Below are 20,010 nucleotides of genomic sequence, written 5' to 3'. Positions count from 1 at the left end.
ATTCATAATTGTAAATAAGATGGCTGGAAGTAATCCAAATGCTAAACCAATGGATCTGACACTAAAGGTTTGGCGCCAAAAAGATAGAAATACAGCAGGCCAGATGGTCACTTATCCTCTGAAAGGCATCTCTCCGGATATGTCTTTCCTGGAAATGCTGGATGTCCTGAACGAAGACCTGCTGCTGAAAGGCGAAGAGCCGATCGCTTTTGACCACGACTGCCGCGAAGGTATCTGCGGCATGTGCAGCCTGTTCATCAACGGCCGCGCACATGGCCCGGAGCGAGGCACCACCACCTGCCAGTTGCACATGCGCCACTTTAACGATGGCGATACAATCACAGTGGAGCCATGGCGTGCCGCTGCTTTCCCAGTTCACAAAGACCTGGTAGTAGACCGCTCCGCTTTTGACCGTATTCAGCAAGCCGGTGGATACATCTCCATCAATACAGGTGGTGTGCCGGATGCCAACGAGATCCCGATCCCGAAATCAGTTGCAGACAAGGCGTTTGATGCTGCTACCTGTATTCAGTGTGGTGCCTGCGTGGCCGCTTGCAAGAATGCATCTGCTATGCTGTTTGTATCAGCCAAAGTATCGCAGTTAGCGCTCCTGCCGCAAGGTAAAACAGAGCGTAAAACACGCGTAGAGAACATGGTTGCGCAAATGGATATAGAAGGCTTTGGCTCCTGCACAAACATTGGTTCCTGCGCGGCAGAATGCCCGGTAGGTATTTCGCTGGAGAACATTGCTATGCTGCGTAGAGAATTCATCTCTGCCAAGGCAACTTCTGAGAACCTCGTATAGCACATCAGCAGCTATCTTAAAGGCGGAGCAGTCGATCACTGCTCCGCCTTTTTGTTTTATCCCCAGGCTATACGTACTTTCAAAGTATAAACAACAGAGGGTGCTAAACAACAGCCGGCATCTCGTGTTGATACGATAAACTTAGCTGAAACACATGATCACCATTATATCAGGCACCAACAGACCTTCCTCCAACTCCAGGGCAGTGGCAGACCTCTACGTTCAGGAGATTGCCGCAAAAGGCCAGCAAGCGCAGATTCTGGACCTGGCAGATTTACCTGCTGACTTTACCACTTCTGCCCTCTACGAAAATACCGGCAAGAACGAGGCATTTAACCAACTCAGCAACATGGTCGCCACTTCCGATAAGTTTATATTTATAGTGCCGGAGTATAACAGCTCTTTTCCGGGGGTTTTAAAAGCTTTTATTGATGGCCTCGACTATCCTTATACTTTTAAAGACAAGAAAGCGGCTCTGGTTGGCTTATCGTCCGGAATGCAGGGCAGTGGCCTGGCCTTAAGCCATCTGACAGACATTCTCAACTACCTGGGCATGCACGTGATGCCAATGAAAATTAAGCTGGCGCACATTAAGAAAAACTTTGACGGTAAAGCTGTTACAAACCAGCTGTACCAGGAGTTGATCGAACAGCAGATAACGCAACTTATCGATTTCTGATTTCAGGGTTGTCTGAAGTCATGACGGGCTATAATATAGCTGCTGCACGCCATTCTTATTGTAATGCACTATCTGATCAAAGGCACAAATAAACTGCAATATCAGCGCACAAGTGGCATCAAAGCCTACCGCTTTAACTTAGCTATACTTCAACAATAATATAGTATGGCAGCAACTTGCCATACTTCAATCAGCCTTTGGCAAGTATAAAACAGAAAAGCCTGCTCAATTAAAGCAGGCTTTTCTGTTTTATACTTGCAACTGAGCTTAGTCTACATTATCGTGCAGGAAACGATTGTCGCCTAAAATCTCGTTGTCATCATTCAGGTTAAAGCGGGAAATGTTTCGCTCTGAAGAATGTGCTACTCTGTCCAGGGCCACATTGCGGCGCAGGTAAGCCGGTACATCCAGTTTCTCTTTGATGGCTTCTGTGGTGATCTCAGAGCTCAACATGCGCAAACGCTCACGGCGCTCCTCAGCACGACGCTGCATCAGCTCACGCTCTTCGGCCAAACGGGCAGCCTCACGGGTAGCTTTGTCTTCTTCGCGGGCAGCATACCCTTCATTATTATTGTGCACATTGCCATCCAGTTCAAACACAACACGCTGCGGCTGCTCTACAGGGCGGCGAACAGGCTCCGGGTTATGCTGCGGAGCAGGTGCTGTTGGCTGATTAACTGGCGGCTGCGGCGTAGCCACAGGCGCTACTGTAGGGCGCGATACGAAAGCTGCTGGCTCCGCTACTTCTGGTTTTACCGGCTCAGCTATCTCAATTTTTTTTTGGCTGTTCAGATCAAAAACCGTTTTCTTCGGCTCCATGATATCATCGGTGCTATTCGCAAACCCCGTCGCGATCACCGTTACACGGATGCTCTGCCCTAATGAGGAATCAATGCCATGGCCGAAGATAACTTCTGCCTCCTGGCCAGCTTTGTCCTGGATATACTCTGTGATCTCAGTCAGTTCGTCCATTTCCAGTTCTGCCTGCTCGCCAGACATAATGGAAAGCAGGATTTTCTGGGCACCGTGAATATCTGTATTATTGAGCAATGGTGAAGATAGCGCTTCTTCGGCGGCGCGCAGGGCGCGGCCTTCTCCCTCTGTCGTTGCAGAACCCATTACTGCAGCGCCAGAATCCTTCATCACTGTCTTCACGTCTTCAAAGTCCACGTTCACTTCAGCCGTGACCGTAATGATCTCTGCAATAGACTTGGCCGCAGTAGTCAGCACGTTATCCGCTTTAGCAAAAGCCTCCCGGATGGTCAGGTTGCCAAACATCTCGCGCAGCTTGTCGTTCAAAATTACCAGGATCGTGTCGCAGTTCTCGCTCAGTTCTTTCACGCCGTTCTCGGCCGCTACCTTTTTCTTCTTTCCTTCGAAAGCGAATGGAGCCGTTACGATTCCCACGGTTAGGATACCAAGTTCTTTGGCAACTTTAGCAATGACCGGCGCAGCACCTGTACCGGTGCCACCACCCATACCAGCCGTGATAAACACCATTTTGGTGTCGGCGCTCAGCATCTCGCGGATTTCCTCTTTGCTCTCGAGGGCGGCATGCTTTCCTTTTTCAGGGTTAGCACCCGCACCTAATCCTTCTGTCAGGTTCTGGCCGATAGCAAGCTTGTTTGGAACGCTGCTGCTCTTAAGGGCCTGGGCATCAGTATTACAAATGATAAACTCAACATCTTTGATGCCTTGGCTATACATGTGATTTACCGCGTTGCTTCCTCCGCCCCCGACGCCAATCACCTTGATGATGGACTTACTGCTGGACGGTAAGTCAAAAGTGTACATTGAAGTCATACTAATTTCTCCTGCTCTTAATGGGTTAATAACTTTGTTTGTTGTTGTCTATGTCGTCTGATAAGAAGCCCTTAAGCTTCTGCAACAGGCCTACCCCACCTGCACTGGTGCTGCCGCTGTTGCTGTTCGTACTATTGCTCTTTTGCTGCTGCGGCGCGGCAGGCTTGTTATACTCTTCCGAAGAGGCATCAGCAAAGTGCTCTACCCGCTGGTCGATTGGCTGATAGCCGGCAAGTACCAGGCCTACGCTAGTCGCATACATCGGGCTTTTCACCGCCTCGATCTTCGACTTGCCCAAGTGCTCATTTGGATAGCCAATACGCGTATCCATGCCGGTGATGTACTCCACTAACTGCACCAGGTTCTGCATCTGCGCACCGCCACCCGTAATCACAATACCGGCTGCCAGGCTGTTTGCAAACCCCGAACGAACGATTTCGGCATAGACTAGCTCGACGATTTCTTCCATCCGCGCCTCGATGATGTAAGCCAAGTTCTTCAGCGATATTTCTTTTGGCGTACGGTCGCGCAGGCCCGGGATCGAAACGATCTCGTTCTCTGAAGCCTCATCCGCGATCGCTTTGCCAAACTTCACCTTCAGCTGCTCTGCCTGGTTCTGCATCACCATACAGCCCTGCTTGATATCAGAGGTGATGATACTGCCCCCAAAAGGAAGAACTGCCGTATGGCGAATTATATTGTCCTTAAAGATGGCTAAGTCGGTGGTGCCGCCGCCAATGTCTACCAGCGCCACACCTGCTTCTTTCTCCTCATCGCTCAGCACCGACATGCACGAGGCTAGCGGCTCCAAAATCAGGTTGTCAATCTCAAGACCAGCGCGGGTTACGCACTTGTTGATGTTGTTGATGGCATTTGACTGGGCTGTGATGATGTGGAAGTTGCCCTCCAGCCGCACGCCCGACATGCCTACCGGATCTATAATCCCTTCCTCATAGTCTACCTTATACTCCTGTGGCATGACGTGGATGATCTCGCTGCCCGGAGGTGTTACAAGTCGGTACATGTCGTTGGTCAGGCGGTTCACATCGTCCACCGTGATCTCGTGGTCAGTTACCTGCCGCGTAATGCTGCCGTTGTGCTGCAGGCTCTTAATGTGCTGCCCGGCAATGCCCACGTTCACTACGCCAATATTGATCCCCGATTGTTCCTCTGCCTGGCGGATAGCTTTCTTGATAGCGTCTACTGTCTTATCAATGTTGCTCACGATTCCGCGCACCACACCTTCAGATACGGCTTTACCCATACCCAATATCTCCAGCTTCCCGAATTCATTCTTCCGACCAACAAGCGCGCAAACTTTGGTTGTGCCAATGTCCAAGCCTACTACTATTTTGTCGTTCTGCATATGTTGTTTGTGTTATTCGCAAATAATCTGATCATCAAACTCTACATTCACTCTTTTATATTTGTCCCATCCCATCACGGGTAGCACCTGTTTATAAAAGATCATTAGTTTCTTAAACTTTTTCTCGATGTCGGTCGGCTTACCAAATTCAATGGTATGCTCCCCTACTTCGGGTAAGAAAGAAACTTTGCCCGTGCCATCAATGTGCATTTGAGCTAGCTGTGCTTTCCAAAACTGATCGTTCTCGATGAACTGCAGCAGAGAAAGATAAGACTGGCCAACGGAATCCTGAAAGAAGCCTTTGTCAGAAGCTTGCCGGACTGCCGACCTGGTAATGGGAATTACACGTGCCGTATACCTGTCGGAAAGCGGGAGAATATTTCCTGCTGCATCTATGTATACATCCTGGTCTGAGTATACATCCTGGTCTGACCGTATAATTCGGGCAATAGGTCTTGTCTGTTTTATACTTACATGAATGTTACCGTCGAGCCCCCGGTAAACTTCCGCATCTTGCACAAATTTATTTGCTTCAATGCGCTTTTCAAGGTTCTTCAGGTCGATTTGCTGGTTCGGAAGTCCTTCCAGATTTCGGTCTCCATCCCGCGTCATCAGGTCCCGGACATCCGTATCCCCAATAAAGTAATTGTTGTACTCATTATCAATATTTATTGACACTTTTTCACAGATCTTTTCCTTTTGTCTGGAAGAAGCGAAGCCTGCTAAAGCGCCGATCGTAATGATGCTACAACCTGCAAAAATTAAAGATTTTATTTTACTATTCAAGCCCATGCCCGTTATTTTCTAAAAAATTTCTTAAAGGCTTTACAAGCGTGTCAATATCGCCGGCACCAATAGTGGCCAGAACGTCAAAATTGCCGTTTTTAAATAGATTTTCCACTATTTTTTCTTTAGGCAGCAGTTCTTTTACAGGGCATGTTGCCTGGCTTAAAATAAGCTCTGACGTAACCCCTTCCAAGGGTTTTTCACGGGCCGGATAGATATCCAGCAATACCAGTTCATCTGCCTGGCTCAGGCTCTCGGCAAAAGCCGTGGAAAAGTCGCGGGTACGGGTAAAAAGGTGCGGCTGAAATAGGACCTTTATTTTCTTGTTTGGGTAGAGTGCACGCAGTGATGTCATGAATGCATCGATCTCTTTGGGGTGGTGTGCATAGTCATCAATGTATACTTTGCCCTCCCCTTCATACACGAATTCAAAGCGCCGCTTTACCCCTAAAAACGTCTCTACCCCAGCCTTAATTTTTTGCACTGAAACTTGCAACACTTGTGCAGCAAGTATAGCCGCCAGTGTGTTCTCCACGTTGTGAAATCCAGGTACCCCCAGGCGCAGTGAAGCTATGTTACCATAGGGACTCACGGCATCAAAATTAAACCACCGGCCACTGATAGCGAGGTTGTTAGCATGTGCCTCTCCCCGATCCAAACTATACTTTATCACCTGCACCCCCTCCTGCACCTTATCTGCCAGCACCGGATCGGTCCCTTCCTGCAAAAAGAGGTAACCGCCCGGCTTTATCTGGCTAATGAACTTCTGGAAAGTGCGGATCAGTTCCTCCCGGTTGCCATAAATATCCAAGTGGTCTGGGTCTGCGGAAGTTACGATCGCAATATCTGGATACAGCGTCAGAAACGAACGGTCGTACTCATCGGCCTCAACAACCACCACTTCTTTCTCCACATGGCCTTCACCAATCAGCAGATTGGAATTGAGATTTGTCGCGATTCCTCCCAGAAAAGCGGAACAAGGCACGCCCGCGTGGTGCAACAGGTGCGTCACAATCGCAGATGTGGTAGTCTTACCATGTGTGCCGGCTACCGCCACCGTATAAGCTGCCGCTGTAATAATGCCAAGCACTTCGGAGCGCTTCTTTATCGTATAACCATTCTCCTTCAGGTAAGCCCATTCGGTATGATCTGCCGGTATGGCGGGCGTCAGCACAACCAACGTATCAGCTTTGTGCTGTAGCACTTCCTGCGGCAGATGCGCTATAGCATCCTCATAGTGCACCGTAATGCCCTCCTGCTCCAATGCCTCGGTTAAGGAGGTGTGGGTTTTATCGTAACCCCACACCGGGTACCCTTTGGCCTTGAACCAGCGGGCAATGGCGCTCATACCGATGCCGCCGATGCCCAGGAAGTAGATATAACGATAGTCCTCCAGTTTCACTTGATCAGGTTTAAAAGCTCGTTCACAATATCGGCCGCGGCATTCGGCCGCGCCATCTTCCGGATGTTCGCACTCAGGCGCTCAAGTTCCTGCTCGTCCTGCACCAGTTGGAGCACGGCAGGCACCAGCTTTTCGGCTGCCTCTGCATCGCGCACCAGCACGGCAGCGTGTTGCTGCACCAGCGCCATCGCGTTTTTAGTCTGATGGTCTTCCGCCACGTTGGGCGAAGGAACAAGTATAGCCGGCTTACCCGCCAGGCACAGCTCCGAAATGGAGAGCGCTCCTGCGCGGGAGATCACCACATCGGCTGCGGCATACGCCAGATCCATGCGCTTGATAAACTCAAAGGCGCGGATTGCCTCTTTTTCATACTTGCCCGCCAGCCGCTCAGCTTCCGGGAAGTATAACTTACCGGTTTGCCAGATAAGGTTATAGCCAGCCTGCGCCAGTTGCGCCAGCCCTGCGGCTATACTATGGTTCAGCGTCCGGGCACCCAGGCTGCCACCGATTACTAAGATTGTTTGCTGCTCCCCGTTTAGGTTAAAGTGCTGCAGCGCTGCAGCCCGCCTTGCATGACTTGCCATGATGTCGCTGCGCACCGGGTTACCCGTCAGCACCAGTTTATCGGCCGGGAAGAATGCCTCCATGTTCGGGTAGGCCACGCATACTTTATCCACGCGCTTGGCCAGCATTTTATTCGTGATGCCCGCATAGGAGTTCTGTTCCTGTATCAGGGACGGAATATGGCGGGCAGTAGCCGCATACAGCAGCGGGCCGCTGGCAAAACCACCTACCCCTACTACCGCATCCGGCTTAAACTCTTTTATGATCCGGTGCGAAGCCCTCACACTGGACACCACTTTTAACGGAAACGACAAGTTGTCCAATGTCAAGCGCCGCTGCAGCCCGCTGGTCCATAAACCCACGATCTTGTAACCTGCCTCTGGCACACGCGTCATCTCCATGCGGCCTTTAGCGCCCACAAACAGGATTTCGGTAGCGGGGTTCACCTCCTTCAGCCGGTTTGCAATTGCCACCGCCGGATAGATGTGCCCACCGGTGCCGCCACCGCTGATGATCACACGATATGGTTTGCCGGTCTCAGACATGCACGGTTCTTTTCTCTTTTCCTTTATTGGCTACGGTTACGCCTTCCAACACCCGGTTGGCTTCCAGGTCGGTGCGGCTCACACTTAGGATAATTCCAAGGGAAATACCTGTAAAGATCAGCGAAGTACCTCCCATACTCAGGAGCGGCAGTGGCAAACCGGTGATAGGCCCTAAGCCCACCGCCACGCCCATGTTGATCATGCCCTGCATCACCAAACTAAAGCTAAGGCCGGCAGAAAGCAGCCCGCCAAAGGCCCCGTTGCTCCTGCTCACCGTGACGAGCCCCCGGTAGAGCAGCGCCAGATAAAAGAAGAGCACTACTACACCGCCCATCAATCCATACTCTTCTATGATGATGGCATAGATAAAGTCGGAATACGGGTGAGGCAGGATATCACGCTGATCACTGTTGCCGGGGCCTTTGCCCACGATACCGCCTGTAGCGATGGCAATGTAAGACTGCTCCAGCTGGAAAGCCGTTTTGTGCGGGTCCATGAAGTCCTCCATGCGGCTCATGGCCGTAGTAAGGCGCTGCCCCAGCACCAAAGCCGTGCCGCCTACCGTTACACCAATCAACACCACAGCCGCCAGGTACTTTATCGGCACGCGGCCAATAAACATCAGCAATAAGCAGGTCAGGAACAGGAGCACGGCGGTCGAGGTGTTGGTCAGGGCGATCAGGGCGCAGATAGCAATCGTCCAGCCAAAGATCGGCAGCAGGGTACGCTTGATATCATCCAGGTGATGTTGTTTTTTAGACAACATGCTGGCCAAGTACGAGATCAGGGCCAGCTTTGCTAAGTCAGAAGGCTGAAACGTCTGGTTGATCACCGGAATGGTAATCCAGCGGGAGGCCTCGTTGATGTTGGAGCCGTAGAAATAAGTAACTACTAGCAAGGGCGCTGAGATCAGCAGGGAGAGCAACGACAGTTTGGAATAATAGCGGTAATCGATTTTATGAGCAGCCCACATAAAGCCCAGGCCGATCAGGATCAGCGAGGAATGCTTGAACAGGAAATACTCTGTATTGCCGTTCATTTTTTTGTAAGCAAGCGTTCCGGTAGCAGAGTATACGACCAGCACACTGATAATCGAAAAGAAGAACACGATGCCCCATATCACAGGGTCTCCCTTCAAGTTCTCTTGTAACCACTTCTTAATCATAACCTCTGGCTAAATCGGTTTGATATTTCCACTATTTTTTCAGCACTATTTTTTCTACAGCCTCTTTAAAGCGCTGTCCACGGTGTTCGTAATTGTTAAACAGGTCGAAACTGGCACAGGCTGGCGAGAGCAGCACTACATCGCCGGGTTCTGCCAGTGAGCGGCTCAGGCGCACGGCATAGTCCATGGAAGTCGTTTCAGCAATGATCGGCACGACTCTGCCGAATGCCTGCTGCAGTTTTTTATTGTCTTTGCCCAAGCAGATCAGCACCTTCACCTTTTCACGTGCTAGGTCCTGTAGGGTGCTATAATCGTTGCCTTTGTCCACGCCGCCGGCAATCCAGATGATTGGCTGCTTGATGCCTTCCAGCGCATACCACACCGCCTCCACATTGGTCGCCTTCGAGTCGTTGATGTAGGTTACTTCCTTGGCCTCTCCTACGGGCTGCAGCCGGTGATCTGCGTTTTGGAAAGTTTCCAGTGCATCGGCTATACTGGCATCAGCTATCCCCACCAGTTTTGCCACCGCTACTGCGGCCATGGTATTGTACTGGTTGTGCTTGCCAATCAAAGGCGACTTGGCTGTGTCTACCGTTCCCTCATAATAGGGCATGGTCAGTTTTATGTTGGTGCCCTCCATTGTCATTTTCGCCTTTTCTGCGCCTAGCAGGGAGAAAGGGACAGCAGTACCGCTAAAAGTTTTGGAGTGAAATGCTTTGGCGATGTTCTCGTCGTCAGCATTGTAGAGAAAGAAATCTGCGCCGGTCATGTTCTGCGCAATCCGCAGCTTAGAGGCGGCATACTTCTCCATGCTATAGTCGTAGCGGTCCAAATGGTCGGGCGTGATGTTGGTGAGCACCGCAATATGCGCCTTGAACTGGTACATGTTGTCGAGTTGAAAGCTGCTCAGCTCCACCACATAATAATCATACTTGTTCTCGATCACCTTTTCGGCCAGGCTCTCTCCGATGTTACCCGCCAGCCCCACGTTCAGGCCTGCGTTCTGCAGCAGGTGGTAAGTAAGCAGCGTGGTGGTAGTTTTACCGTTCGTGCCTGTAATGCAGATGAACTTCGCTTCGGTGTACCTGCCGGCAAACTCGATCTCTGAAATAATCGGGATCTCCCGTTTGATTGCCTCCTGCACCAGCGGTGCCTTGTCCGGAATACCCGGGCTTTTGATGATCTGATCTGCCTTCAGAATACGTTCTGTGGAGTGCGTGCCTTCTTCAAAGGGAATACCCGCGGCTTCCAGTTTGGCCTGATAAGTTGCTTTGATCTGCCCCATATCCGACACAAACACGTCGAGGCCCTTTGCTTTTGCCAGCAAAGCAGCCCCTACACCACTCTCTCCCGCTCCTAGTATGGCTATCTGCATAGTTGTGTTAGCGAAGTTTTAATGTTACCAATGTAAGTATGGCCAGCATAATGCCCACAATCCAGAAGCGGCCCACAATCTTCGACTCGTGGTAACCCATTTTCTGGTAATGATGGTGCAGCGGCGACATTTTAAAAATGCGGCGGCCTTCGCCATACTTCTTCCGGGTATACTTGAAATAGCTCACCTGCAGCATCACTGATAAGTTTTCAATCAGGAATATACCGCAGAGAATAGGAATCAGCAGCTCTTTGCGCACGATCAGCGCCAGCACTGCAATGATGCCGCCGATGGCCAGACTGCCAGTATCGCCCATGAAGACCTGTGCCGGGTACGAATTATACCACAGGAACCCGACGCACGCCCCCACAAAGGCCAGACAGAAAATGGCCAGCTCGCCGGAGTTGGGGATGTACATGATGTCGAGGTAATCTGCAAAAATGGTGTTACCCGAAACGTAAGTAAAAATGGCCAGGGTAGTGCCAATAATAGCGGAAGTACCTGCTGCCAGCCCGTCGATGCCATCCGTAATGTTGGCTCCATTCGACACCGCTGTGATCACCAGGATCACAAAAGGAATGTAGAGATAGCAGGACCAGTCCTGGAACAGCGGCCCGGCGAAGGCGAACAGGTTGCAGTAGTCCAGCTCGTTATTTTTGCGGAATGGGATGGTGGTGATCATCGACTTCACATCCACAAAATGCCGCGTGGCATTTACAGCAGACGTGGTGCCGTCGGAGAAAATATATTGGCGCACCGTTACGTCATTGCTGAAGTATAACGTCAGCCCGACAATGAGCCCCAGGCCAATCTGCCCTAATATCTTGAAACGACCGGCTAGTCCTTCTTTGTTTTTCTTGAATACTTTGATGTAATCATCCAGGAACCCGATCATGCCCAGCCATACAGTAGAAACCAGCATCAGCAGGATGTAGACATTGTCGAGCCGGGCGAAAAGCAGCACCGGCACCAGGATCGCCATCAGGATGATAAGGCCGCCCATGGTCGGGGTGCCTTTCTTCTCCATTTGGCCTTCCAGACCCAGGTCGCGGATACTCTCGCCTACCTGCTTGCGCTGTAACACCTTTATCAGTTTGCCACCAAAGATCATCGCTATCAGCAGCGATAACAGCGTAGCCATACCTGCCCGAAAGGAGATGTACTGGAATACACCAGCACCAAAAAAGTCGAACTTACGATCAAGGTATGTAAAGAGGTAATATAGCATTTAATGTATTCGGTTTCCTTTGGCTAAATTTATACTTGTTTATACTTGGTGCTTCTATTTTACTTCCCTAACTGCTCAAACATCTGGCGCAGCACCTGCTTGTCGTCAAACGGGTGCCGCACGCCCTTAATCTCCTGGTAGGTTTCGTGGCCTTTGCCCGCCACTAGTATAATATCGTTCGGAGCGGCCAGCATACAAGCCGTTTTGATAGCCTCTTTGCGATCCAGCACTGTTAATGTTTTTTTATAATCCAGCGGCTTTACGCCCTTTTGCATGTCCTGCAGGATGGCTTCCGGTTCTTCAAAGCGCGGGTTATCGGAAGTCAGGATCACCTTGTCGCTGAAACGGCAGGCAATGTCGGCCATCAGCGGGCGCTTGGCGGCGTCGCGGTTGCCGCCGCAGCCTACCAGCGTAATTACTTTCTGTGTCGGGTTGCGGATATCCCGAATCGTTTGCAGCACATTATCCAGTGCATCCGGTGTATGGGCGTAATCCACGATGCCGGTCACCTGCCCTTGCGGCGATACCACATAATCGAAGCGGCCTGCAGCAGAACTCAGGCTGGAAAGCACTGTCAGCGCCTCCACCGGGTCTTCGCCCAGCAGCTCGGCCACGCCATAAGCACCTAATAGGTTATAAGCATTAAAAGCCCCGATCAGCTGACACCAGATCTCATGGCCGTTTACCTCCAGGTGCAGGCCCTGCAGGGTGTTATCTAGGATGCGGGCTTTAAACTCCACAGCTTTGCGCAGTGCGAAGTAATGCACACTTGCTTTTGTGTTCTGCACCATCACCGGGCCACGCTTGTCATCCCCATTTACCAGGGCAAAAGCTTTTTTCGGGAGCATGTCAAAAAATGACTTCTTGGCTTTGATATACTCCTCGAATGTTTTGTGGTAATCGAGGTGGTCGTGCGTGATGTTGGTAAATACACCACCGGCAAAGCGTAGCCCCGCCACCCGCTGTTGTACCATCGCATGCGAGCTCACCTCCATAAAGCAGTGGGTGCAGCCAGCCTGTACCATTTGCGCCAGCAGCTCGTTCAGCTTCACAGCATCCGGTGTGGTATGGGTGGACGGCATTACCTCTTCGTCTATCTGGTTCTGCACTGTGGAGAGCAGCCCTACATGGTAACCTAACTCCCGGAACAGCTTGTGCAGCAAAGTTACAGACGTGGTTTTCCCGTTTGTTCCGGTCACGCCTACCAGTTGCAGCTTCCGCGACGGATGGCCGTAGAACGCCGATGCCATTTTGCCCAGTGCCTCTCCTGCGTTTGGCACCACCACGTAAGTCATACCAGCCTTGGGTTCAGCGGGTAGGTGTTCACAGACTATGGCAGCAGCCTCTGCTTCTTCAGCCTTGCCTATAAAGTCATGTCCATCAGCCTGCACGCCCCGGATCGCCACAAACACCACGCCCGCCCGCACCTGGCGCGAGTCGAAGGTGATGGCCTCCACCGGCACGTCCAGCGAGCCGATCGTTTCCAGCGGCTTTACTTCCTGCAGTATGGTTTGTAAGGTCAGCATCAGCTTAGCACAATGGTTATCTGTTTTTCTTTATTGATGGGGGTTCCCGGCTCCAGCGACTGCTCCTTCACATGCTTGCCACTTCCCTCCACCTTTACTTCCAGGTGCTGGTTACCAAGTATAAACAAGGCATCGCGCAGGGTAAGTCCGGTCACATCCGGCACCTGGTCGCCCAGCACCGGGTTTGGTTTAAAGTTAAGCGAGCGCGTGCCCGGCTCCACTTTCACCCACTCCTCGTCGGTATTTCCCGGATGGTTGCTGATGCCTATTTTGTTGCAGATCAGCGTGAGGTCATCAAAGCTACCTGCTGTTACATCCGGCAGGCTTTCCTTGTTAGGCACCACCCGTTCCTGCAGTGGCTTGTGCATGGCCAGATCGCGGGCGTAAGCTTTGTCGGCCACTTCCTTAAACACAGGCGCTGCTGCCAGGCCACCGTATACATTCACGCCCTTTGGATCGTCGATGATCACAATACAGCTATACTTCGGATTATCGGCTGGAAAATAGCCCACGAAAGAGGCGGAATAGGATCGCACATAACGGCCGTTCTTGATCTTCTTGGCCGTTCCGGTTTTGCCGGCCACTTTGTAGTCTTCGCCAAGTATGTTCTTCGCAGTACCTTCTTCTACCACGCCCTCCAGCATGGTCTTCAATTTCTTCAGCGTTTCGTCAGAGCAGATCTTATCAACCAATACTCTAGTATGAAATGCCTGAATCACATTGTCAGCCTTGCGGATCTCCTTCACAATGATGGGCTGCACTTTTACGCCGTTGTTCGCCACAGCATTGTAAAAAGCCAGCGTCTGCAGCGGTGATATCTTCAGTTCGTAGCCAATGCCCATAGAGGTAAGCGTGGTGCCATACCAGGTGCGATCGCTGGGGCTTTTCATAAATGGCCGCGCCTCCCCTTCCATCTGGAAGCCAAGCGTGTTGTCGAGCCCAAATTTATGCAGATAGTCCACATACGCCTGCGGGTTAGTTCCGAAGGTTCGCTCCATCAGTTTGGCCACTCCGATATTAGAAGATACCTCAAACACTTCCTGCACTGATATCTTGCCATGGCCGCCCGTTTTCGAGTCGTTCATGGTGGTATTCCGGATGCGGTAGGTGCCGTTGCCTGTATCCACGGTATCAGAAAGGCTCAGCGCATTATTGGTATACTCAAACATCGCCATCATCGAAGCCAGCTTAAAGGTAGAACCCGGCTCTGTGCGGCCCTGGCTACCTACAGCATAGTTGTAATCTTCGATGTATCCGCCTTCTACTTTGCCAAGATTGGCTATGGCCTTGATCTCGCCCGTCTTTACCTCCATCAGAATCACGCAGCCGTGGTCGGCCCCTGATTTATCCAGTTGCTTATACAAGGCATTCTCCGCCACGTCCTGCAGGTTGATATCAATGGTGGTTTCGATGTCGTAGCCGTGTTGTGGCTGCACTTCGGTTCCGTCGTAAATCGGCTTGTTACCACCTGCAATACGCTCGAAAAGTGCTTCTCCGTCAGTGCCAGCCAGATCGCTGTTGAAGCTGTATTCCAAGCCCGCGCCGTTCTTATCTTCATTGATAAAGCCGATAGAACGGTCTGCCAGAATGCCGAAAGGTTTGAAACGCTTCTCTACTTTCTCGAAGATCACGCCTCCCTTGTTCTTGCCGGTGCGGAAAATAGGCCACTTGGCCATCATCTTCTTGGCCTGGTAGTCGATCTGATGGCCGTTAAGCCGGATGTAGCGCCGGCCGTTGTGGCGGGCATTCTTGATCTTGCGGCGGTAGTATTCTTCCGGACGGTCTTTGAAGTAGCGCGACAGCAGCAGGGCCAGCGAATCTACCCCGCCATTGAACACGGCAGCATCAGCCACAGTCGGGTCAAAAGCAACGCGGTAAAACGGCAGCGACGTGGCCAGTATACTTTCGTTATCAGAGTAAATGTTGCCGCGGGTGGCAAACACCGGCTGGTAATGGATGCGGCGCTCTTTAGAGATCTTCTTCCATTTGGCGCCATCCATAAACTGGATCGCCACTACTTTGTACACAATCGCGCATGCAAAAAGGCAGATAGCCAGAAAGGCTACCCGCACACGAACGAGTATGGACTTCTTAATATTCATCTGCTGGTACTATTACTTGGTAAGGGGGAGATGAACTTTCGATCAGGCCAAGCGGCGCCACATTGCGGGCCACTTCCGACTGCTTGCTGGCCTCCATATACTCCGATTTGAGCGTAGTATAATCGGCGCGCAGGTCTTCGGTTTCTGCCTTCACCTTGTCTATTTTGCGGATCGTCTTTTCGGCGAAATGGGTGTTGCCGATGTAAAAGAGGGCCATGGCTGTCAGGAAAAGCACATGCGGCATATACTTGAGCGGCACCCCTTCCTCAAACAGGAAATCAACGTTGGCATACTTGTCGAGCAGCGAGAATAAACTAAAGCTTCTGGCTTTGGGCTGCGGCTTAGGCGGCTCTTCCGCTGGCTTCACGCGCACCGCATTATACTTGGGTGCGCTTGCTTTCTTAGTCATCAGGTTAGAAGCCATAGTTACGCTTATTTTTAGCTGAGCAACGCTCAACCGTTTAATCAATCATCTAATTCTCTTTTTGCTGCTACTCTTAGTTTAGCGCTCCGAGAGCGGCTGTTCTCCAGTAGCTCCTGCTCCGACGGCACCAGTGGTTTGCGGTTGACAGCCTCCAGCGGTTTTATTTCGTTGCCAAAGAGATCCTTCTCCACCTCCCCGAAAAATTTGCCTTTGGCGATGAAGTTTTTTACCAGCCGGTCTTCCAACGAATGATAGGAGATCACAACCAGTCGCCCACCGGGCTTTAACACCTCTGCCGCCTGTTGCAGCATTTCTTCCAGCGCCTTCATCTCGTCATTTACTTCAATTCGGAGCGCCTGAAAGACCTGCGCCAGGTACTTATTTTCTTTCCCTTTCGGGGTACAGGAGCTGATCGCCTGTTTAAAGTCTTCTATCGTTTCCAGTGGCTTGCGCACCCGTTTTTCTACTATGGTACGGGCAAGTGTGCGGGCGTTCTTCACTTCGCCGTAAATGCCAAAGATGCGGTGCAACTGCTCTTCCGAGTAAGTTTCCAGCACCTCTTGCGCCGTAATGCCCGCTTCCGGGTTCATGCGCATGTCCAGCGGACCATTGAAGCGAGTTGAAAAGCCACGCTCCGGCACATTGAACTGGTGCGATGACACACCCAAGTCAGCAAGTATGGCATCTACTTCTTTCACGCGGTACAGGCGCAGGTACTTTTTTAAATCGCGGAAATTAGCCCGCACAAACTGAAAGTTCGGACCTTCCAACTTCTTCGACTGCTCCTCGGCATCTCGGTCCTGGTCAAAACTGTATAGCTTGCCAGCTGCAAGCTTTTGTACGATCTGGGCAGAATGGCCGCCTCCGCCAAAGGTCACATCCACATACACCCCGTCCGGTCTGATATCCATGGCTGCAACCGACTCCTCCAACAATACCGGGCGATGATACTCCATTAGATCAGCGGCTCCTCTCCTGGTTTATCCCCTAAAAACTTCTGGGCTAACTGAGAGAAGTTCTGCTGATCCTTGATCAGGAAGTCCTCATACTTGTCAGGGTTCCAGATCTCCACCCGGTTGCCTAATCCCACTACAATCGCTTCTTTCTCCAGTTCTGCAAAACGCGCCATCGTTCTTGGCACGATAAAGCGCCCGGCGCCATCCAACTCCACCTCCGTGTTGCCCCGGAAGAAATTGCGCTGAAACTGGCGATATTCTTCGTTGAACTCGTTCAGACCCGCCACCTTGTCGTAAATCACTTTCCAATCTGCTTTCGGGTACAACACCAGGCACGGTTCAAACCCCCTTGTGAGCACCACATGATTGCCCGACGCCTCTGGCAGGTTGGCTTTTATCTTTGCAGGTAAAACCAGCCTTCCCTTCGGATCTATCTTGCATTCATATTCGCCAGAGAGGAAGTTCATAAAATCGAGCCTTATTCCGTATAGTTCTCGGAGTATACAAATGTAGCGATTCAGGGAAACCCGGCAACCACAATCTACCACTTTTTACCACTTTGTGGATAAATTATGGTTATCCACCCCACTTATCCACATTATACATCCCACAATGCTTATATCTTGGGTATAAGTTTTTTTGCTTTCATCCAATTCTTTGCCTATACTACGACCTATAATAAATACAACATATTAACCATCAATTACTTACCGATATAAATATATAATATTTAGAATTTTAGATTAATATCCACAGCAGAAGTGGCGGAAAGTGGAAAATGTGGTGAAAAGTGGGTGCGTTTCCCAACCTTTGTCCGGTTTAGCAGCACCTATTTGGGATAGATCTGCTGGCTCTGGAGCTGGGTAAACCAGGAGGAAGGGCAACAAAAAAGGGAGCTAAAAGCTCCCTTGTCAAATGTAGTTATAGGTGTTCTTAGAACGAGAAGCCGATGTGCAATCCTATGGCAAAAACAGGGGTTCCTTTGGCATACGAGAAGTACTCGATGCGGCCGCCCGCCACGCCATTTTTCAGAATACCGAAGTCATTCTCCAGGAACGCATTATAGCCCCCCTCCGACGATTTAATATGCCGTACAGACCCATCCAAGGTACCCAGGTCTTTGGTATTGGAGCTGATTTCTGCACGGTGGCGCATGCTACCGCCTGCTCCGACCCGGAGACGAATTGCATCGTTTTTGATGACATCGTAGCTCAGTTCCAGCGTACCCATGTAAAAAGTATTCTTGATGGTGTAGAGTTGCTTTATCTCGTCATACCGGGAAGCTGCCAGTAAACCAAGATTAAGTCCGGCAGCAAAGCGGTCACCTAGGTAATGGCTATAGCGGTCGCTGAACATCACACCCTGGCTGTCATAATCAGAGAGCCATACATAGCTGATGCCTGTTTTAAGTGTATTGTCATCTTTACTGGCATATGCTGGCTGCGACAGGGCCATGCACAGCAGCAACGCCGGCAACAGGTAAAAAGAAAGTACAGGTAATTTCATGCAATTAACAATTAAGGGTGAAAAGCTAGGGCAATTTATAGAAATAACAGGACATATATGTACACAAGTGTAGCTGATGCATACTTACTCTCCCCCTTAATAGTTACAAAATTGCTTAGAAAAATAAAATAGGAATATCTATTTTGTCTTATATAGTTGCCACCAAGGCAGATACGGTTTATCGTGGTGCTCGAAATGATATCCGAAAAAATAACAACTTATAAACGCCCATACATGATTTTTAGCCTGCGTGGTCGAATTATGCAGGTTTTCTGGTGCATGCATTCCGCGGTGAGGCTGGTATGTGCCAAAATAAAATAGCTGAAATGTAGCCAAAACCGCTGGCAGCATCCAGAACAGCACCACATTAGGCAGTGGAAAGAACAGCTGCAGCAGGTTATAGGTGATAGCCATCAAAACCAGTTGCCACCAGGTGATGTAGTTTCTTAAAAAGCGAAAGTACCAGGGCCAGAAAGATCCATGATAGTAGTCCGGGTCTTGCTCTGTCGCTACGTGGTGGTGGTGCAGGTGATGGCGGGGTAACAGGCGCGGATACCAGTTATAGGCAAAAAGAAAAGCTGTAAAAGTGCCGATACGGCGGTTTAACGTAGGTTTACCGGGCGCTACCACGCCATGCATGGCATCATGTGCGGTGATAAACAAGCCTGTGTACAGGTGTGTCTGTAAAAGCACAAACAGGTATGTTAGCGGTGAGGCAAAATTAACGGTGAAAGATGTAAGCAGACAGGCAAGCAGGCCGGCCCAACATACCAGAATAACGGCCGCTATAAAAATCCCCCTGTTGTCCCTTCCGTTGTCCATAGTTAATTAAATCCATCACACCTGCTGTTTAGCAACGTATAAAAGCCACCCCTCTCATACTCCAAGTATAAAAGAGCGCCGGTTGCGTACAGCAATTTATTATTCCTCCTCCTGCAATAATGCATCGCGCACCTGCTCCATTAGCCACATAGGCGTGGAAGTAGCACCGCATATGCCCACGCTATCGCCGGTGCTAAACCACTCCGGCTGCAGTTCCTCTACCGTAGAGATAAAATGCGTGTGCTCATTCGCGGCTTTACAAACCTGGTACAGCACTTTGCCATTTGAGGATTTGGTGCCCGAAACAAAAATAACTTTATCAAACCTGGCTGCAAACTTCCGCAGTTCCTTATCACGGTTAGAGACCTGCCGGCAGATGGTATCGTTGGCATTTACCTCAAACCCGCGCGCTTCTAACTCTTCTTTGATGGCATAAAAGCTATCGGTACTTTTAGTTGTCTGGCTGTAGAGCGTCAGTTTCTGCGGCAACTCGTGTTGCAACAGTTCTCCCATACTTTCAAAAACCACAGCCTCATTGCTTGTTTGCCCTAATAATCCTAGCACCTCAGCATGGCCGTGCTTGCCATAGATAAAAAGCTGCTCTTTCTTGTCATACGAGGTTTTGATGCGGTTCTGCAATTTAAGTACTACCGGGCAAGAGGCATCAATAAGCGTGAGGTTGTTTTGCAGGGCCATCTGATAGGTTTCCGGAGGCTCTCCATGCGCCCGGATCAGCACTGCTTCCTGGCGGAGTTCGGCCAGTTGCTCGTGGTTGATGATCCGCAGCCCCCGTTTCTGCAGGCGCTCTACTTCTCTGTCGTTGTGCACAATATCGCCCAGGCAGTACAAGTATCCCTGTTCATCCAGCAGGTCTTCGGCCATCTGGATGGCGTATACCACACCAAAGCAGAAGCCGGAATTAGAGTCGATGGTAACGCGCAGGCTTTTCATATTGG

At 50.6% G+C, this 20,010-nt stretch carries 18 protein-coding genes; 2 read left to right on the top strand and 16 right to left on the bottom strand.

Annotation, left to right across the window (positions count from 1 at the left end; translation table 11 throughout):
- The first annotated feature begins 49 nt into the window (after positions 1-49).
- Both ABDW72_RS00575 and ABDW72_RS00570 read left to right on the top strand, forming a co-directional pair.
- Positions 50-805 (top strand): succinate dehydrogenase/fumarate reductase iron-sulfur subunit, encoded by a 756-nt coding sequence (locus ABDW72_RS00575; protein WP_347156486.1) that lies wholly within the window; start codon positions 50-52, stop codon positions 803-805.
- Positions 806-959: 154 nt separating this feature from the next.
- Positions 960-1,484, top strand: a complete 525-nt coding sequence (locus ABDW72_RS00570; RefSeq protein WP_347156485.1) for an NADPH-dependent FMN reductase — start codon at positions 960-962, stop codon at positions 1,482-1,484.
- Between the two features lie 267 nt (positions 1,485-1,751).
- Here the strand turns inward: ABDW72_RS00570 and ftsZ are convergent, their stop codons facing one another.
- The 16 genes from ftsZ to ABDW72_RS00490 all read right to left on the bottom strand — a co-directional run bounded on the left by ftsZ (position 1,752) and on the right by ABDW72_RS00490 (position 20,005).
- Positions 1,752-3,287: a cell division protein FtsZ gene (ftsZ, locus tag ABDW72_RS00565; RefSeq protein WP_347156484.1), complete on the bottom strand. Its 1,536-nt coding sequence runs from the start codon at positions 3,285-3,287 to the stop codon at positions 1,752-1,754.
- Positions 3,288-3,312: 25 nt separating this feature from the next.
- A complete protein-coding gene (gene ftsA, locus ABDW72_RS00560) occupies positions 3,313-4,653 on the bottom strand; it encodes a cell division protein FtsA (RefSeq protein ID WP_347156483.1) in 1,341 nt (446 codons plus the stop codon).
- A gap of 12 nt (positions 4,654-4,665) precedes the next feature.
- A complete protein-coding gene (locus tag ABDW72_RS00555) occupies positions 4,666-5,331 on the bottom strand; it encodes a cell division protein FtsQ/DivIB (protein ID WP_347156482.1) in 666 nt (221 codons plus the stop codon).
- A 100-nt stretch (positions 5,332-5,431) separates the two neighbouring features.
- The gene (gene murC / locus ABDW72_RS00550; RefSeq protein WP_347156481.1) at positions 5,432-6,841 is read right to left on the bottom strand and encodes a UDP-N-acetylmuramate--L-alanine ligase; all 1,410 of its coding nucleotides are present in this window, start codon (positions 6,839-6,841) and stop codon (positions 5,432-5,434) included.
- A complete protein-coding gene (murG, locus tag ABDW72_RS00545) occupies positions 6,838-7,950 on the bottom strand; it encodes an undecaprenyldiphospho-muramoylpentapeptide beta-N-acetylglucosaminyltransferase (RefSeq protein WP_347156480.1) in 1,113 nt (370 codons plus the stop codon). Before murG ends, murC begins: the two co-directional genes overlap by 4 nt.
- Positions 7,943-9,115: an FtsW/RodA/SpoVE family cell cycle protein gene (locus ABDW72_RS00540; RefSeq protein WP_347156479.1), complete on the bottom strand. Its 1,173-nt coding sequence runs from the start codon at positions 9,113-9,115 to the stop codon at positions 7,943-7,945. The genes murG and ABDW72_RS00540 overlap by 8 nt, the downstream gene beginning before the upstream one ends.
- Positions 9,116-9,146: 31 nt before the next feature.
- Complete coding sequence (gene murD / locus ABDW72_RS00535; RefSeq protein ID WP_347156478.1) at positions 9,147-10,490, bottom strand: UDP-N-acetylmuramoyl-L-alanine--D-glutamate ligase; 1,344 nt, start codon at positions 10,488-10,490, stop codon at positions 9,147-9,149.
- Positions 10,491-10,497: 7 nt separating this feature from the next.
- Complete coding sequence (gene mraY / locus ABDW72_RS00530; RefSeq protein WP_347156477.1) at positions 10,498-11,718, bottom strand: phospho-N-acetylmuramoyl-pentapeptide-transferase; 1,221 nt, start codon at positions 11,716-11,718, stop codon at positions 10,498-10,500.
- A gap of 59 nt (positions 11,719-11,777) precedes the next feature.
- On the bottom strand, positions 11,778-13,241 hold the full coding sequence (locus ABDW72_RS00525; protein WP_430438140.1) for a UDP-N-acetylmuramoyl-L-alanyl-D-glutamate--2,6-diaminopimelate ligase: 1,464 nt from the start codon (positions 13,239-13,241) through the stop codon (positions 11,778-11,780).
- Between the two features lie 2 nt (positions 13,242-13,243).
- Entirely contained in the window at positions 13,244-15,346 is a 2,103-nt protein-coding gene (locus tag ABDW72_RS00520; RefSeq protein WP_347156475.1) for a penicillin-binding transpeptidase domain-containing protein, read from the bottom strand.
- Complete coding sequence (locus ABDW72_RS00515; RefSeq protein ID WP_347156474.1) at positions 15,336-15,770, bottom strand: FtsL-like putative cell division protein; 435 nt, start codon at positions 15,768-15,770, stop codon at positions 15,336-15,338. The genes ABDW72_RS00520 and ABDW72_RS00515 overlap by 11 nt, the downstream gene beginning before the upstream one ends.
- A 41-nt stretch (positions 15,771-15,811) precedes the next feature.
- A complete protein-coding gene (rsmH, locus tag ABDW72_RS00510; protein ID WP_347156473.1) occupies positions 15,812-16,726 on the bottom strand; it encodes a 16S rRNA (cytosine(1402)-N(4))-methyltransferase RsmH in 915 nt (304 codons plus the stop codon).
- On the bottom strand, positions 16,726-17,193 hold the full coding sequence (mraZ, locus tag ABDW72_RS00505; RefSeq protein WP_347156472.1) for a division/cell wall cluster transcriptional repressor MraZ: 468 nt from the start codon (positions 17,191-17,193) through the stop codon (positions 16,726-16,728). Before mraZ ends, rsmH begins: the two co-directional genes overlap by 1 nt.
- Positions 17,194-17,659: 466 nt before the next feature.
- Entirely contained in the window at positions 17,660-18,232 is a 573-nt protein-coding gene (locus ABDW72_RS00500; protein WP_347156471.1) for a hypothetical protein, read from the bottom strand.
- A 138-nt stretch (positions 18,233-18,370) separates the two neighbouring features.
- Positions 18,371-19,054, bottom strand: coding sequence for a fatty acid desaturase (locus ABDW72_RS00495; RefSeq protein ID WP_347156470.1), 684 nt, complete (start codon positions 19,052-19,054; stop codon positions 18,371-18,373).
- Positions 19,055-19,153: 99 nt separating this feature from the next.
- Positions 19,154-20,005 carry a 4-hydroxy-3-methylbut-2-enyl diphosphate reductase gene (locus ABDW72_RS00490; protein ID WP_347156469.1) on the bottom strand — a complete coding sequence of 284 codons (852 nt, stop codon included), beginning with the start codon at positions 20,003-20,005 and terminating at the stop codon, positions 19,154-19,156.
- Positions 20,006-20,010: the final 5 nt, after the last annotated feature.

The sequence above is a fragment of the Pontibacter chitinilyticus genome (assembly GCF_039748935.1).
In the GTDB taxonomy this organism is placed as follows: domain Bacteria; phylum Bacteroidota; class Bacteroidia; order Cytophagales; family Hymenobacteraceae; genus Pontibacter; species Pontibacter chitinilyticus.
Note: the sequence above shows the minus strand (reverse complement) of the source record. Positions and strands in the feature narration are given on the sequence as shown.